This is a genomic window from Allosphingosinicella sp., assembly GCF_046295735.1.
Taxonomy (GTDB): Bacteria; Pseudomonadota; Alphaproteobacteria; order Sphingomonadales; family Sphingomonadaceae; genus Allosphingosinicella.
Genome location: NZ_JBKBMQ010000008.1, coordinates 1 through 13384 on the forward strand (window position 1 = coordinate 1; position 13384 = coordinate 13384).

Genomic DNA, 13384 nt, shown 5'->3' on the forward strand with positions numbered 1-13384 from the left:
GAAAAGGCGGGGCGTCCTCGCGGAGGCCGGGACCCTCACCCCAGCCCTCTCCCAGAGGGAGAGGGCTGGAGGGAGGCCCGTGCCCGCGGCGCAGACAGCTTCGCCCGGAGCAGCGAAGCGGAGGCGGCAAAAGCCCTCTCCCCCCGGGAGAGGGTTGGGTGAGGGTCACCGGGGGCGGCGAAAAAGACGGGGCGTCTTCGCGGAGGCCGGGACCCTCACCCCAACCCTCTCCCGGAGGGAGAGGGGGTTGGAGGAGGCCCGACCCCGCGGCGCAGACAGCTTCGCCCGGAGCAGCGAAGCGGAAGCGGCAGAAGCCCTCTCCCCCCGGGAGAGGGTTGGGTGAGGGGCACCGGGGGTGGCGAAAAGGCGGGGCGTCCTCGCGGAGGCCGGGACCCTCACCCCAGCCCTCTCCCAGAGGGAGAGGGGGCTGGAGGGAGGCCCGTGCCCGCGGCGCAGACAGCTTCGCCCGGAGCAGCGAAGCGGAGGCGGCGAAAGCCCTCTCCTAGGGGGAGAGGGGGAAGAAGGTCACGGCACCGGGCTGCGGCGGGGTTGGCGGCCGCCTTCGCGGTGCTGGCGGATGATGCGCAGATAATGGTCGACCAGTTCCTGATTGACCGCGTCCCAGCCGTAGCGGCGGCTCACTTCCTCGCCCGCCTCGCCGGCGCGGCGCCGCGCGTCGGGGTCGCGGCAGTAGAAAGCGAGCGCGTCGGCGAACTGGTCGCAGGCGCCGGGCCGGACCAGGCGGCCGGTCACCCCGTCGGTGACGAGGCTCTGGCTGCCGGTCGCGATCGCCGCGACGACCGGGAGGGCGCAGGCCATCGCCTCCAGCGTCACGTTGCCGAACGTCTCCGTCACGGACGGGTTGAACAGCATGTCCATCGACGCCACCGCCCGGCCGAGATCGGCCCCGGTCTGGTGGCCGACGAACACCGCCTGGGGAAGCCGCTTCTCGAACCAGGCGCGGGCCGGCCCTTCGCCGATCACCAGCACCTTGTGCGCCACCCCGCGCCGGGCGAGCCGGTCGATCGTGTCGGAAAACACGTCGAGCCCCTTCTCCATCACCAGCCGGCCGATGAAGCCGATCACCGGCATGTCGTCGCCAATGCCGAGCCCGCGCCGCCATTCGAGATCGCGCCGCCCGGGATGGAAGATTTCCCGGTCGATCCCGCGCGTCCAGATGCCGACGTCATAGTTCATGCGCTGGTCGCGCAGCAGCTGCGCCATCGAATCCGAGGGCGCGAAGATCGCGTCGCACCGGCGGTAGAGGCGGCGCAGCCCCGCCTCGACCAGCGGCTCCAGGAAGGCGAGATTGTAATAGCGGAAATAGGTTTCGAACCGGGTGTGGACCGAGGCGACGACCGGCACGTCCATCTTGCGCGCCATCGTCACGGCGCGGTGGCCCAGGATCTCCGGGCTGGCGATGTGGAAGATGTTGGGCGCGAAAGCGCGGATGTCCCGCTTGGCCGCCGGCGGGATCATCATCGGCGCGCGATATTCGGCGCGGCCGGGTACCGGAAGGGCGGGGATGTGGACGACGTCGCCATTGGCCGGGAAGGCCGGATCCTCCACCGTCGGCGAATAGATGCGGACCGCCGCCCCTTGGCGCAGCAGATATTCGACCAGCCGGTTCAGCGCCTGGTTCGCGCCGTCGCGGACATAATTGTAGTTGCCGCTGAACAGGGCGATGCGCAGGTCGGTGACGTCCATCGGGCGCCCGATAGCGCTTCAGGCGCCCGCCGCCAATGGGAACGCCGGCCAGGCCCGCGCTTTCCCTTCCCGGAAGGAGAAAGCGCCTATGTCGAACGCGCATGCAAAGGGCAGCAAGGTGCGGTGGAACTGGGGCTCCGGCACCGCCGAGGGCAAGATCGCTGAACGCTTCGAACGCCGGGTCCAGCGCACGCTGAAGGGCAGCAAGGTGGTGCGCAACGGATCGAAGGACGATCCCGCCTACCTGATCGAGCAGGAAGACGGCACCAAGGTGCTGAAGCTCGGCTCCGAACTGGACTGAACCCGGGCGTCACCGCTCCGCTGGGTTCAGGGCAGGAGCGTTTCCATCTCGACGAAATGGTCCGCCATGCGCGCGGCGGTGTCGTGGGTGAGGGCGATGAACACCCGGTCCGGGTCCGACGGCGGGGCGATCGGCATGCACTGGCCGCCGCGGCACAAGTCCTCGATCAGCGCGCGCGTGCGTTCGGGCGTGAGCGGCAGCGCCTCTTCGAGGTCGCCCGCGGTCATGCGCCGGCCGACGAGCCGCGCATGGTAGAGCGTCAGCATCAGCGTCCAGCCCCAGTCGAGCGGGCGGCCGGGAAAGGACCGGGCGCGCAGGCACCGCTCCGCGATCATCCGCTCGACGCTGCGCGCGCCGACGATCGGCCGGCCCCGGATCCGCCCGTCGGGCGCGTCCGCCGTGCCGCGGAACGCGAAGCTCCGCCCGACCAGCCACCTGCGCAAAGGCAGCGTCACCCGACCCCGCAAGCTCAGTGCCCCAGTCATCGCGCCCCCTTTCCCGAACCGACCGCACCTGTCCGGCACGATCCTCTACGGGCGAGAGGTTCGTTTGCGATGAATCCGCGCGGTTAATTCGACGGAAAGCGAAAGATCAGCCGCCGGAACCGAGGCCCAGCTCGCGCTTGCCCTTGTCGAGCAGGGCGCGGTCGTCGTGCATCCAGGGATGGAAGCCCGGGCGGAAATAGCTCAGCCACATCGGGAAGACGCGGCGCAGGATGCCGGGGCGGCCGACCAGATACCAGATCATCCGCGCCCAGGCGCCGGCGCCCTTGATCCCGTCCTGCCGGAGCAGGGCCATGGCGTCGCGGGTGCGGAAGCGGACGAAATTGCGCGACACCTTCCAGAACACGGCGGAGCGGATCAGCCAGCGCCGCCGTGGCTTCAGCTCGCGGGTGACGTGGAGATAGGTGTCGAACGCGACCGCCTTGTGCTCCACCTCCTCGATCGCATGCCACAGCCACATCCGCCGCGCCTCGTCCGGCGCGCCGTCGAACAGGCCGGGGTCCTTCAGCATCTGATGCGCGAAGATGGCGGTGAAATGTTCGAGCGCGACGGTGACGCACAGCTGCGCCACCGGATGCTGCTCCCGCGTCTCGTCGAGCCGCATGCGCGCCCAGTCGAGCATCGGCTTCGTGTCGTAGCCCGCCTCCGACACCTGGTCGTTGAACGCTACATGCTCGCGCGTGTGATAGGCCTCCTGCTTCACGAAGGCGTCGATCTGGTCGCGCAGCGGCGCCGGAACCTCGTCGCGGAAGCGGCGCACCGTCTCGATGAAGAAGGCCTCGCCCTGCGGGAAGGTGAGGGACAGCGAATTGTGCCAGGCGCTGCCATAAGGATCGCCGCCCAGCCACCAGCGGGCGGCGGCGCGCTCCCGCCCGAAGCGAAGGTTGCGGGGTTCGATGACGAGGTCGCTCGGGGTCGCGGCTGCGGTCATGGCGGGGCTCCTTCGGGGGCGAAGGTGCCCGCCCATTTACACGATTGTCAATAGGGCGGAGCAAGCTCTTGAATTCGCTTGTCGATCTCCCATCTACGCGGAACTGTTCAACAACTGAAAGGAGGTGGTCTGATGTCTCATTGTCCCAAGCCCAAAGCGGCTGATCCGGTGAGCGCGGCCTCCGTGGAGGTCCGCGCCTAAGGCACGGGCCGCTTCCGGCTAGACAATGGAAAGGCCGTCCCGCGCGACCCGCGGGGCGGCCTTTCGCCGTTCAGGCATAGTGCCAGCGCAGGATCGACAGGACGACCATCGCCGCGAGCGCCCAGAGCCCGAGGATGAGGAAGATGCCGGCGACGCTGGTCGGCCGCTCCGCCGCCTCGGCCGCCGCGGCGCGGTGCTCCGCGAACAGTTCTTCCGGCACCATCCGCGCGAACAGCCACATGCCCGCGGGAATGATGACGATGTCGTCGACCAGCCCCAGCACCGGGATGAAGTCCGGGATGAGGTCGATCGGCGAGAGCGCGTAAGTGGCCACCAGGAAGCCGAACGCCCGGGCATGCCAGGGCGTGCGCGGATCGCGCGCCGCCAGCCATGCGGCATGCGCCTCGATCCGGATCCTTTTGACGAGCGAGGCGCGACGCGCGCGGCGATCAGTCCTGCGCGGCATCGCCGATCGCTTTCGCCAACCGCTCGGAATTCGCGGCGTTGAAGGGGTTGAGAACCGTCATGCCCTCGCGCATCCAACCGTCCTGCAGGTCTTCGCTCAGGAACAGCGTCGCTCCACCAGACCGGGCTACCTGCCAGATCACCGCATCCCAGAGCTGGATTCTGTGACGCGCGGCGAAATCGGCGGCGCGGATCACGTCGTCGCCCGACGTCGAAAGCACGGGATAGAGCCGCGCCCAGCGCGCGATCTGGTCCTTCGCGACGTCATAGCTCGCCGGGAGCTTGCGCCGGACGACATTGGCGAATTCCGCCAGAGCCTGCGCGGTGAAGACGAGATCGGCATCGCGGAGGTCGAGCAGCAGCGACCGGGCAACGTCTCGTTTCGCCGATGCCGCGTTGTCGAAGGCGTAGACGAGGATGTTGCTGTCGAGGGTCAGCCTCACAGCGGCGCGTCGCCATATTTGTCGTCCTCGCCGAGAGTTCCGACGCCGAGGGGCAGACCGCGTTCGAGCAGCGCCTCGGTTTGCCGCCACGCCTCCCACCAGTCGTCCGGACGATGGCGCCGCTTGGGCCGCAGTTCCGCCACCACCTTGCCGTTGCGGGCGATGTCGATCGTCTCGCCCGCTTCGACGCGGGCGATGACCTTCGAGATGTTGGCGTTGAGCTCGCGGATCGACAGCGCCGCCATGGCCGGCCCCTTTCTGTTGCTACGGTTGCAACATAGCGAGGCCGGCCAGCACGATCAATGCCGTTACAGCACTTCGAACAGGCCGGCGGCGCCCATGCCGCCGCCCACGCACATCGTCACCACCGCATATTGGACGCCGCGGCGCTTGCCTTCGATCAGCGCGTGGCCGGTGAGGCGCGCGCCGGACATGCCGTAGGGGTGGCCGATCGAGATCGAACCGCCATTGACGTTCAGCCGGTCGTCGGGGATGCCGAGCCGGTCCTGGCAATAGAGCACCTGGACCGCGAACGCCTCGTTGAGCTCCCAAAGCCCGATATCCTCGACGCCGAGGCCGAAGCGCTTCAGCAGCTTCGGCACCGCGAAGACCGGGCCGATGCCCATCTCGTCCGGCTCGGTGCCGGCGACGGCCATGCCGAGATAGCGGCCGAGCGGCTGGAGCCCGCGCTCGGCGGCGAGAGACGCCTCCATGACGACGCAGGCCGACGCCCCGTCGGACAGCTGCGAGGCGTTGCCGGCGGTGATCATCGCTTCAGGGCCCATCACGGGCTGCAGCTTCTGGAGGTCTTCCAGCGTCGTCTGCGGCCGGTTGCCCTCGTCCTTCGAGAGCGTGACCTCCTTCATGGAGGTCTCGCCGGTCTCCTTGTCCTTCACCATCATCTTCGCGGTGACGGGAACGATCTCGTCGTCGAACAGGCCGGCCGCCTGCGCGGCGGCGGTGCGCTGCTGGGAGCGCAGGGCATATTCGTCCTGGCGCTCGCGGCTCACCGTATAGCGCTTGCCGACCACCTCGGCCGTCTGGATCATCGGCATGTAGACGCCGTTGTGCATCGACAGCAGCTCGGGATCCGGCCCCACCCGCATTTCCGGCGTCTGGACCAGGCTGATCGATTCGACGCCGCCGGCGACGACGACGTCCATCCGGTCGACGATCACCTGCTTGGCCGCGGTCGCGATCGACATCAGGCCCGACGCGCACTGGCGGTCGATCGACATGCCGGCCACCGTCACCGGCAGGCCGGAGCGCAGCGCCGCGGTGCGGCCGATGGTCGTCTGCACGCCCTGCTGCAGGGCGGCGCCCATGATGACGTCGTCCACTTCCGCGGGATCGATGCGCGCCCGCTCCACCGCGGCCTTGATGGCATGGCTGGCGAGGGTCGGCGAAGGCGTGGCGTTGAAAGCGCCGCGATAGGCCTTGCCGATCGGCGTGCGGGCGGTGGAAACGATGACGGCTTCGCGAGTCATGGCAGGATCCTCTGACGTGAACGTAAAGCGGTCCTAGCGACTCGCGCGCGCGGTGGGAAGCCGATGCGGCGTGGGCGGGCTGGACCCACGGTGACCCACATGTTATAACCGTGGTATGAACGCACTCAAGGTCACCAAGATCGGCAATTCGGCAGGCGTCATCCTGCCGAAGGATCTGCTCGCCGAGCTCGGCGTGGAGGTCGGCGGCACCCTGTCCGTCAGCCGCACGCCGCGCGGCATCGAGCTGTCGGTGCCCCGCGCCGACTTCGAGGCGCAGATGGCGGCCGCGCGCGAAGTGATGCGCCGGCGGCGGATAGCCTTGCGCGAGCTGGCAAAGTAGAATGGCCCAATGGCTGTGGATCGCGGCCGAGTTGGCCGAGGTCGCTCATGCCGAACAGCTTGCGGAGCATGGCGGCGGCGCGGGCGTGCGGGACGCGGGCGCCCTCCAAAGCGCCCTCGCCCGCCCGATGAACCTGGCCGCTTATGAAGAACCGGGCGTGGCGGCCCTCGCCGCCGCTTATGCTTTCGGAATCGCGCGCAATCACCCATTCGTCGACGGCAACAAGCGCACCGCGGCGGTGGTGAGCGAAACCTTCGTCAACCTCAACGGCTACGACCTTACCGCCAACGATGCGGAAGTGGTGGTCGCCTTCCTCGCGCTGGCGGCAGGGGAATTGTCGGAGCAGGACATGGCCGAATGGTTCCGCGGCCACCTCGTGGCTCGTCCTTGAGCGGATACTCTAAGCGAACACCATCCCGATCCAGTCGGCGATGAGGGCGGGTTTGTCCTCGCCTTCGATCTCCACCGTCACATTGTGGACGAACTGGTAGCGGCCCGGCCCTTTCTCGTCGAACGAGGCGAGGGTGAAACGGCCGCGGACGCGCTTGCCGGCGCGGACCGGGGCGAGAAAGCGGACCTTCTCGAAGCCGTAATTGACGCCCATCTTCGTGGTCGGCGGCCGCAGCATCACGCCCGACGCCATCTGGCTCAGCAGCGACAAGGTGAGGAAGCCGTGCGCGATCGTGCCGCCGAACGGCGTCCGCGCCGCCGCCTCCGGATCGATATGGATGAACTGGTGATCGCCGGTCACGTCGGCGAACAGGTCGATCGCCTTCTGGTCCACCTCGATCCAGTCGGAGACCCCGATCTCCTCCCCCACGCGCTGTCTGATCTCGTCGATGTCGGCGACCGGCATTGAGCCTCCCTTCGTCAGGCGTTAGGGGGCCGATCCTAAGGCCGCGCCGCGGCGATACTCAAGCCCTCGGGAGTAGAGAGAATGGCTGACGCTACGGCTTCGGCGCGCAAGGAAATCGCACGGCTGCACCGTGCCGCTGAACCCGAGGTGCTGGCGCCGCTGCTGCGCGATGCGCGGCTTAGCCCCGAATCGCGCCGCCGGGTCGAGAACCGCGCGTCGGCGATGCTGGCCGATCTGCGCGCCGCCCAGGCGTCCGGCTGGGTCAACCAGTTCCTGCAGGAATATCGCCTCAACACGTCCGAAGGCGTCGCTCTGCTGTCGCTCGCCGAAGCCTTCCTGCGCGTGCCCGATCCCGAGACCGCCGACCAGCTCATCGCCGACAAGCTCGGCAATGCCGACTGGCGCGCCCATGCCGGCAAGTCCCACTCCACCCTCGTCAACTCCGCCACCTGGGGCCTCGTCATCGGCCGCGCGTTGGTCAGCGAGACCGAGCAGGCGAGCGCGCTGAAGCGCCTGATCGCCCGTGCCGGCGAGCCGTTCGTCCGCCAGGGCGTGGGCGCGGCGATGCGGATGATGGGCGAGATCTTCGTCATGGGCCGCACCATCGACGAAGCGATCCAGCGCATGCGCAAGCGCGAGAACAGAGGCTTCACCGCCAGCTTCGACATGCTGGGCGAAGCGGCGCGCACCTTTCCCGACGCCGGCCGCTATTATGCCGCTTATGAAGATGCGATCCGCGCGGTGGGGCGGGTGGCGGAGGAAGGCCATTCGATCTCCGTCAAGCTGTCCGCGCTTCATCCCCGCTACGAAGTCGCGCAATATGAGCGCTGCGTGCCGCACCTCATCGAACAGGTGGAGGCGCTGGCCGGCCTCGCCCGGGACGCCGGCATCGCCTTCACCATCGATGCGGAGGAGAGCGAACGGCTGGAGATGAGCCTCGACATCATCGAGGCGGTGGCCGGCCTTCCGCAGCTCAAGGGCTGGGACGGGCTCGGCATGGCGGTGCAGGCCTATGGCAAGCGCTGCCGTCCGACGCTCGCCTGGGCGGATGCGCTGGGTGAGAAGACCGGGCGCCGCATCGCGGTCCGTCTGGTGAAGGGCGCCTATTGGGACACGGAGATCAAGCGGACCCAGGAGCAGGGCCTCGTCGATTATCCCCTGTTCACGCGCAAGGCGGCGACCGACGTCTCCTATCTCGCTTGCGCGCGCGACATGCTCGCCGCCCGCCACATCTATCCCGCCTTCGCCACCCACAATGCGCTCACCGTCGCCACCATCCTCGAATGGGCGGGCAAGAGCCGCGACTTCGAGTTCCAGCGGCTGCACGGGATGGGCGAGGGGCTCTACGAAAATTTGGTGTGGGAGCAGGGTTACCGGACCCGCATCTATGCGCCGGTCGGCGGGCATCGCGACCTGCTCGCCTATCTGGTGCGCCGCCTGCTGGAGAACGGCGCCAATTCCTCCTTCGTCCACCAGCTCGCCGACGAGCGGATGACGGACGCGGACATCCTCGCCGATCCGGTCGCCAAGGTGGCGGCGGTCGGCGGCAGCCGCCATCCATCGATCCCGCTGCCCGAGGACCTGTTCATGCCGGAACGCAAGAACAGCCGCGGCATCGACCTGCTCGAGCGGCGGGAGCTGCGGCGGGTGGCGGAGGTGGTCGAGAAGCCCCTCCCCTTCAGGGAAGGGTTTGGGGAGGGGCCGGTCGGCGCGACGACACGCAGCCAAGGCAGCTCACCCACAGCCCCCACCCCCAACCCCTCCCCTGAAGGGGAGAGGGGGCAGGACGCCGTCACCCGCGCCCTCGCCGGCTTCCCGGCCTGGTCGGCCCGCACGGTGGAAGAGCGCGCGGCCTGCCTCGACCGCCTGGCCGACCTGCTCGAGCGGGAGCGGGACCAGCTGATGCGCATCTGCGTGCAGGAGGCGAAGAAGACGATCGGCGACGCGCTCGCCGAGGTGCGCGAGGCGGTCGACTTCTGCCGTTATTATGCCGCCCAGGCGCGCGCGGGCCTGCAGCCGGTGGAGCTTCCCGGGCCGACCGGCGAGCGCAACCTGCTCAGGATGGAGGGCAGGGGCGTCTGGGTGTGCATCGCGCCCTGGAACTTCCCGCTCGCCATCTTCCTCGGCCAGGTCACGGCGGCGCTGGTGACCGGCAATACGGTCGTCGCCAAGCCGGCGCCGCAAACGCCCGAGATCGCCGCCTTCGCAGTCGGCCTCGCCCACGGGGCGGGCATTCCCGAGGCTGCGCTGGTCTTCGCGCCCGGCGGGCCGGAGACGGGCCAGACGCTGATGGAGGATGCGCGCATCGCCGGCGTCGCCTTCACCGGCTCCACCGCCACCGCCAAGAAGATCGCCCGCACCCTACTCGCCGACGACGACCGGCCGATCGTGCCGCTGATCGCCGAGACGGGCGGAATCAACGCGATGATCGTCGATTCGACCGCCTTGCCGGAGCAGGTGGTGGTGGACGTCGTCACCTCCGCCTTCCGCTCCGCGGGCCAGCGCTGCTCGGCGCTGCGCGTGCTGCTGCTTCAGGAAGAGATCGCCGACCGCACGCTCGACATGCTGAAAGGCGCGATGGATAGCCTGGTCGTCGGCGATCCCGCCGATCCGGCCACCGATGTCGGCCCGGTGATCGACCGCGTCGCCTATGACAAGCTGATGGGGCATCGCGAGCGGATGCAGGACCGCTGGCTCCACACGATCGGCGCGCCCGAAGGCGGCCTCTACGTCCCGCCGACCCTGATCGGCGTCGACCGAGTGGAGGATGTCGACAGGGAATGGTTCGGCCCGCTGCTGCACGTCGCCACCTGGCGGGCGGGCAGCCTCGCCGAAACGGTGCGGCGGGTGAACGCGTCGGGCTTCGGGCTCACCATGGGCCTCCACAGCCGCATCGCCCGCGCGGCCGAGGCGGTGGAAGGCGCCGCCACCGTCGGCAACCTCTACGTCAACCGGTCGATGATCGGCGCGATCGTGGGCTCCCAGCCGTTCGGCGGCGAGGGCCTGTCGGGCACCGGTCCGAAGGCGGGCGGGCCGCATTATCTGCCCCGCTTCTGCGCCGAGCGCGTGACCTCGACCGACACGACCAGCGCGGGCGGCAACGCCACCCTGCTCAGCCTCGAGGATGTCGGGCTCTGATCGATCCGAACTCACGTTGCGCGGGGACCGCGCGGGCCCTATCTGGGCCGTTGAAAGAAAGCGAAGGACCGCCATGACCACGTTCGACGACCGCGAAAAGGCATTCGAGAACATGTATGCCCGCGACCAGGAGTTCCAGTTCAAGGTGACGGCGCGCCGCAACCGGCTGCTCGGCCTGTGGGCGGCCAAGCTGATGGGCCTGACCGAGGCCGAGGCGGACGCTTATGCCAAGGACGTGGTCCGCGCCGATTTCGAGGAAGCGGGCGACGGCGACGTCATCCGCAAGGTGCTGGGCGACCTCACCTCCGCGGGCGTCGAGTGCGACGAGTCCCGGATCCGCGAGCAGCTCGACCACAAGCAGGTCGAGGCGCGGCGGCAGTTCATCGAGAGCATGGACTGATCCGATGCCGATGGCGGCCGAGGAGATCGAGCGGCTGATCCGCGAAGGCATCCCGGACGCGCGGGTCGAGATCACCGATCTGGCCGGCGACGGCGACCATTATGCCGCCCGCGTGGTCTCCGAAAGCTTCCGGGGCATGCCCCGGGTGAAACAGCATCAGCGCGTCTACGAGGCGCTGGGCGGGCGGATGGGCGGGGTGCTCCACGCGCTCCAGCTCACCACCGCCACCCCCGATTGAGGAGCGAAGACATGGCCGACGCCAACAGCCGCATCGACGAGATCGTCAACCAGAACGACGTCGTCCTGTTCATGAAGGGTACCGCGCTCTTCCCGCAATGCGGCTTTTCGAGCCGCGCCGTCGCGATCCTCGATCATCTGGGCGTCCAGTACGAGACGGTGGACGTGCTCCAGGACCCCGAGATTCGCCAGGGCATCAAGGCCTATTCCGACTGGCCGACCATCCCCCAGCTCTACGTGAAGGGGGAATTTCTCGGCGGCTCCGACATCATGATGGAGATGTTCGAAGCCGGCGAGCTGCAGCAGCTCCTCGACGAAAAGCAGGTCGCCAAGGCCTGAGCGGGCCGTTCGCCGGCTATTCCGGCTGCGCTTCGAGATCTGCGACGGCCGTACCGGCTTCGTCCGGAGCACGGCCGGCGGAATCGTCCGGTTCGCTGTTCCTGAGCGACGCCAGCCGCCTCACGGCGCCCCGGGTCTCCGCATGACGGGCACCGAGCGTCGCGCGGCGGATCCGCACCGCCTCGCGAAGGGCCGCTTCGGCGGCAGGGGTCAGGCGTTGCCCGTGAATCTCCGCCTCGATGTCCGCGAAGCTGTGGAGCGCGACCGCCACTTCCGGATGGCCGGGGCCGAACGCCGCGCGGTAAAGGTCGATCGAAGCGTGGACATAGTCCCGGGACGCGAGCAGCAGCGCGCGCCCGTCCAGTTCCTCCTCGGTCCTGAGCAGGAAAAGGCCGATGCCGAACGACATGTGAAGATCGGCGGCTTCGACGCTTGCGGCGCCGCTCCGCGCTTCCTCGGCGCTCAGAAGCCGTGCGAAATCCGCGCGCCCCGCGTCGATGCCGTGTGCCCGGACCGCGGCGATCGGCTCCGCCACCAGCCGCTCCATCATCTCCGGCGGGAGCCGGTCCTTGGTCTCGGGAGGCCTTTCCGGCCCTAACTCCCAGCAGGACCCGAGTGCCGCCAGCATCAGCAGGAGCGCAGCCAACCTTTTCATCCGGACACCCCCCGCCGCCATCGTGCGGAGACGGGGCCGATCGCGCAAGCGGTAAGTTCCCCGCCGATGCGGCGACGGCGGAGAGGCAGCGGAAGCCGGGCGGAAAAAGAAAAGGGCGGGCGGCGCGACCGGAAGAAAGCGCCGAGGCCCGCCCCTCGAGTGGAATATGTGGACGCGGTGAAGGATACATGGCGCGTGCCAGTTGCGGCGAAGCGCGGATCCGCGCGGCTTTCGATGGTGAACGGCCTTTAATCCTTGCCAATTCTGTAAGCGTCGCCGACAGATGGTCCGCGCAACCGGCCGGCGCTCGCTTGACACGGTTGGTCCCTGCTCCTATTTGCCGCCCATCCCGTTAATCCGGCCCGCCGGCGGCGCCTCGTGCGCGCGCCGGTTATGTCCGTTTCGGCGGGGCCACGAAGCGCTGAGATGGGAGGGTGGCCAGCCCTCCTGTGGAGCAGGAGAAAGCATCACATGGCACGTATCGCGGGTGTCAACATCCCGACCAACAAGCGCGTGGAGATCGCGCTGACCTACATTCACGGCATCGGCCGCACCAAGGCCAGGGAAATCACCGCCAAGCTCGGCATCGCCGCCGAGCGCCGCGTGCAGGACCTGTCCGACCAGGAAGTCCTCCAGATCCGCGAAGCGATCGATTCCGACTATACCGTCGAGGGCGACCTCCGGCGCGAAGTCGCGATGAACATCAAGCGGCTGATGGACCTGGCGTCCTATCGGGGCCTGCGTCACCGCAAGGGCCTTCCGGTCCGCGGCCAGCGCACGCACACCAATGCGCGCACCCGCAAGGGCAAGGCCAAGCCGATCGCCGGCAAGAAGAAGTAAACCGTCCGGGAGACGGTTTACTCCGCCGGAGGCTCTTGGGAGTCGCCCCGGCTACACACGAGATTAGGTAGGTAGAGACTATGGCACGCGAACCTCAGCGCCTTCGGCGGCGCGAGCGCAAGAACATCACCGCCGGCGTCGCGCATGTGAACGCCAGCTTCAACAACACCATGATCACCATCACCGACGCGCAGGGCAATGCCATCGCCTGGTCCTCGGCCGGCATGATGGGCTTCAAGGGCTCGCGCAAGTCCACCCCTTATGCCGCGCAGGTCGCGGCCGAGGATGCGGGCAAGAAGGCGGCCGAACATGGCGTGCGCACCCTGGAAGTCGAAGTGAAGGGCCCGGGCTCGGGCCGCGAGAGCGCGCTGCGGGCGCTGCAGGCGGTCGGCTTCCAGATCACGTCGATCCGCGACGTGACCCCGATCCCGCACAACGGCGTGCGCCCCTCCAAGCGCCGCCGCGTCTGACGCCGGACGGCATGGGTCCGCGCCCCATGCCGCCGGTCGCATGAAGATCAACGGGACGGCGCCGTCCGGAC

At 68.7% G+C, this 13384-nt stretch carries 18 protein-coding genes; 9 read left to right on the forward strand and 9 right to left on the reverse strand.

All coding sequences use genetic code 11. From position 1 onward, the window contains the following. Positions 1–525: 525 nt before the first annotated feature. Complete coding sequence (locus ACK4K7_RS08660) at positions 526–1707, reverse strand: glycosyltransferase family 4 protein (protein ID WP_431865233.1); 1182 nt, start codon at positions 1705–1707, stop codon at positions 526–528. A gap of 88 nt (positions 1708–1795) precedes the next feature. On the opposite strand from ACK4K7_RS08660, the gene ACK4K7_RS08665 reads away from it, so the two are divergent. Continuing rightward, entirely contained in the window at positions 1796–2008 is a 213-nt protein-coding gene (locus ACK4K7_RS08665) for a DUF2945 domain-containing protein (protein WP_431865234.1), read from the forward strand. Positions 2009–2034: 26 nt separating this feature from the next. On the opposite strand, the gene ACK4K7_RS08670 is transcribed toward ACK4K7_RS08665, so the two are convergent. The 6 genes from ACK4K7_RS08670 to ACK4K7_RS08695 form a co-directional block, all read right to left on the reverse strand. After that, the gene (locus tag ACK4K7_RS08670; RefSeq protein ID WP_431865236.1) at positions 2035–2463 is read right to left on the reverse strand and encodes a hypothetical protein; all 429 of its coding nucleotides are present in this window, start codon (positions 2461–2463) and stop codon (positions 2035–2037) included. A 136-nt stretch (positions 2464–2599) separates the two neighbouring features. Continuing rightward, positions 2600–3442, reverse strand: a complete 843-nt coding sequence (locus ACK4K7_RS08675) for a metal-dependent hydrolase (protein ID WP_431865238.1) — start codon at positions 3440–3442, stop codon at positions 2600–2602. A gap of 271 nt (positions 3443–3713) precedes the next feature. Further along, positions 3714–4109 carry a YkvA family protein gene (locus tag ACK4K7_RS08680; protein WP_431865239.1) on the reverse strand — a complete coding sequence of 132 codons (396 nt, stop codon included), beginning with the start codon at positions 4107–4109 and terminating at the stop codon, positions 3714–3716. Further along, entirely contained in the window at positions 4093–4551 is a 459-nt protein-coding gene (locus ACK4K7_RS08685) for a PIN domain-containing protein (RefSeq protein ID WP_431865241.1), read from the reverse strand. The genes ACK4K7_RS08680 and ACK4K7_RS08685 overlap by 17 nt, the downstream gene beginning before the upstream one ends. Continuing rightward, complete coding sequence (locus tag ACK4K7_RS08690) at positions 4548–4796, reverse strand: type II toxin-antitoxin system Phd/YefM family antitoxin (protein WP_431865243.1); 249 nt, start codon at positions 4794–4796, stop codon at positions 4548–4550. Before ACK4K7_RS08690 ends, ACK4K7_RS08685 begins: the two co-directional genes overlap by 4 nt. Before the next feature lie 63 nt (positions 4797–4859). Next, complete coding sequence (locus tag ACK4K7_RS08695) at positions 4860–6038, reverse strand: acetyl-CoA C-acyltransferase (RefSeq protein WP_431865244.1); 1179 nt, start codon at positions 6036–6038, stop codon at positions 4860–4862. A 115-nt stretch (positions 6039–6153) separates the two neighbouring features. Between ACK4K7_RS08695 and ACK4K7_RS08700 the strand changes: the two genes are divergently transcribed. Both ACK4K7_RS08700 and ACK4K7_RS08705 read left to right on the forward strand, forming a co-directional pair. Further along, the gene (locus tag ACK4K7_RS08700) at positions 6154–6378 is read left to right on the forward strand and encodes an AbrB/MazE/SpoVT family DNA-binding domain-containing protein (RefSeq protein ID WP_431865246.1); all 225 of its coding nucleotides are present in this window, start codon (positions 6154–6156) and stop codon (positions 6376–6378) included. 1 nt (position 6379) lies between these two features. Further along, positions 6380–6769 (forward strand): type II toxin-antitoxin system death-on-curing family toxin, encoded by a 390-nt coding sequence (locus ACK4K7_RS08705; protein ID WP_431865248.1) that lies wholly within the window; start codon positions 6380–6382, stop codon positions 6767–6769. Between the two features lie 9 nt (positions 6770–6778). Here ACK4K7_RS08705 and ACK4K7_RS08710 read toward each other — a convergent pair whose 3' ends face one another. Next, positions 6779–7234 (reverse strand): MaoC family dehydratase, encoded by a 456-nt coding sequence (locus ACK4K7_RS08710; RefSeq protein WP_431865250.1) that lies wholly within the window; start codon positions 7232–7234, stop codon positions 6779–6781. 81 nt (positions 7235–7315) lie between these two features. On the opposite strand from ACK4K7_RS08710, the gene putA reads away from it, so the two are divergent. The 4 genes from putA to grxD all read left to right on the forward strand — a co-directional run bounded on the left by putA (position 7316) and on the right by grxD (position 11348). Then, complete coding sequence (gene putA, locus ACK4K7_RS08715; RefSeq protein WP_431865252.1) at positions 7316–10372, forward strand: bifunctional proline dehydrogenase/L-glutamate gamma-semialdehyde dehydrogenase PutA; 3057 nt, start codon at positions 7316–7318, stop codon at positions 10370–10372. Between the two features lie 73 nt (positions 10373–10445). Further along, positions 10446–10772: a DUF1476 domain-containing protein gene (locus ACK4K7_RS08720; protein ID WP_431865254.1), complete on the forward strand. Its 327-nt coding sequence runs from the start codon at positions 10446–10448 to the stop codon at positions 10770–10772. Positions 10773–10776: 4 nt separating this feature from the next. Further along, on the forward strand, positions 10777–11010 hold the full coding sequence (locus ACK4K7_RS08725; RefSeq protein WP_431865256.1) for a BolA family protein: 234 nt from the start codon (positions 10777–10779) through the stop codon (positions 11008–11010). An 11-nt stretch (positions 11011–11021) separates the two neighbouring features. Continuing rightward, a complete protein-coding gene (gene grxD, locus ACK4K7_RS08730; protein WP_431865258.1) occupies positions 11022–11348 on the forward strand; it encodes a Grx4 family monothiol glutaredoxin in 327 nt (108 codons plus the stop codon). Positions 11349–11364: 16 nt separating this feature from the next. On the opposite strand, the gene ACK4K7_RS08735 is transcribed toward grxD, so the two are convergent. After that, the gene (locus ACK4K7_RS08735; RefSeq protein WP_431865260.1) at positions 11365–12003 is read right to left on the reverse strand and encodes a tetratricopeptide repeat protein; all 639 of its coding nucleotides are present in this window, start codon (positions 12001–12003) and stop codon (positions 11365–11367) included. 471 nt (positions 12004–12474) lie between these two features. Between ACK4K7_RS08735 and rpsM the strand changes: the two genes are divergently transcribed. Together rpsM and rpsK are read left to right on the forward strand one after the other, a co-directional pair. Then, positions 12475–12843: a 30S ribosomal protein S13 gene (gene rpsM / locus ACK4K7_RS08740; RefSeq protein WP_431865261.1), complete on the forward strand. Its 369-nt coding sequence runs from the start codon at positions 12475–12477 to the stop codon at positions 12841–12843. An 80-nt stretch (positions 12844–12923) separates the two neighbouring features. Beyond that, positions 12924–13313, forward strand: coding sequence for a 30S ribosomal protein S11 (gene rpsK / locus ACK4K7_RS08745; RefSeq protein ID WP_019831586.1), 390 nt, complete (start codon positions 12924–12926; stop codon positions 13311–13313). The last annotated feature ends 71 nt before the right edge of the window (positions 13314–13384 follow it).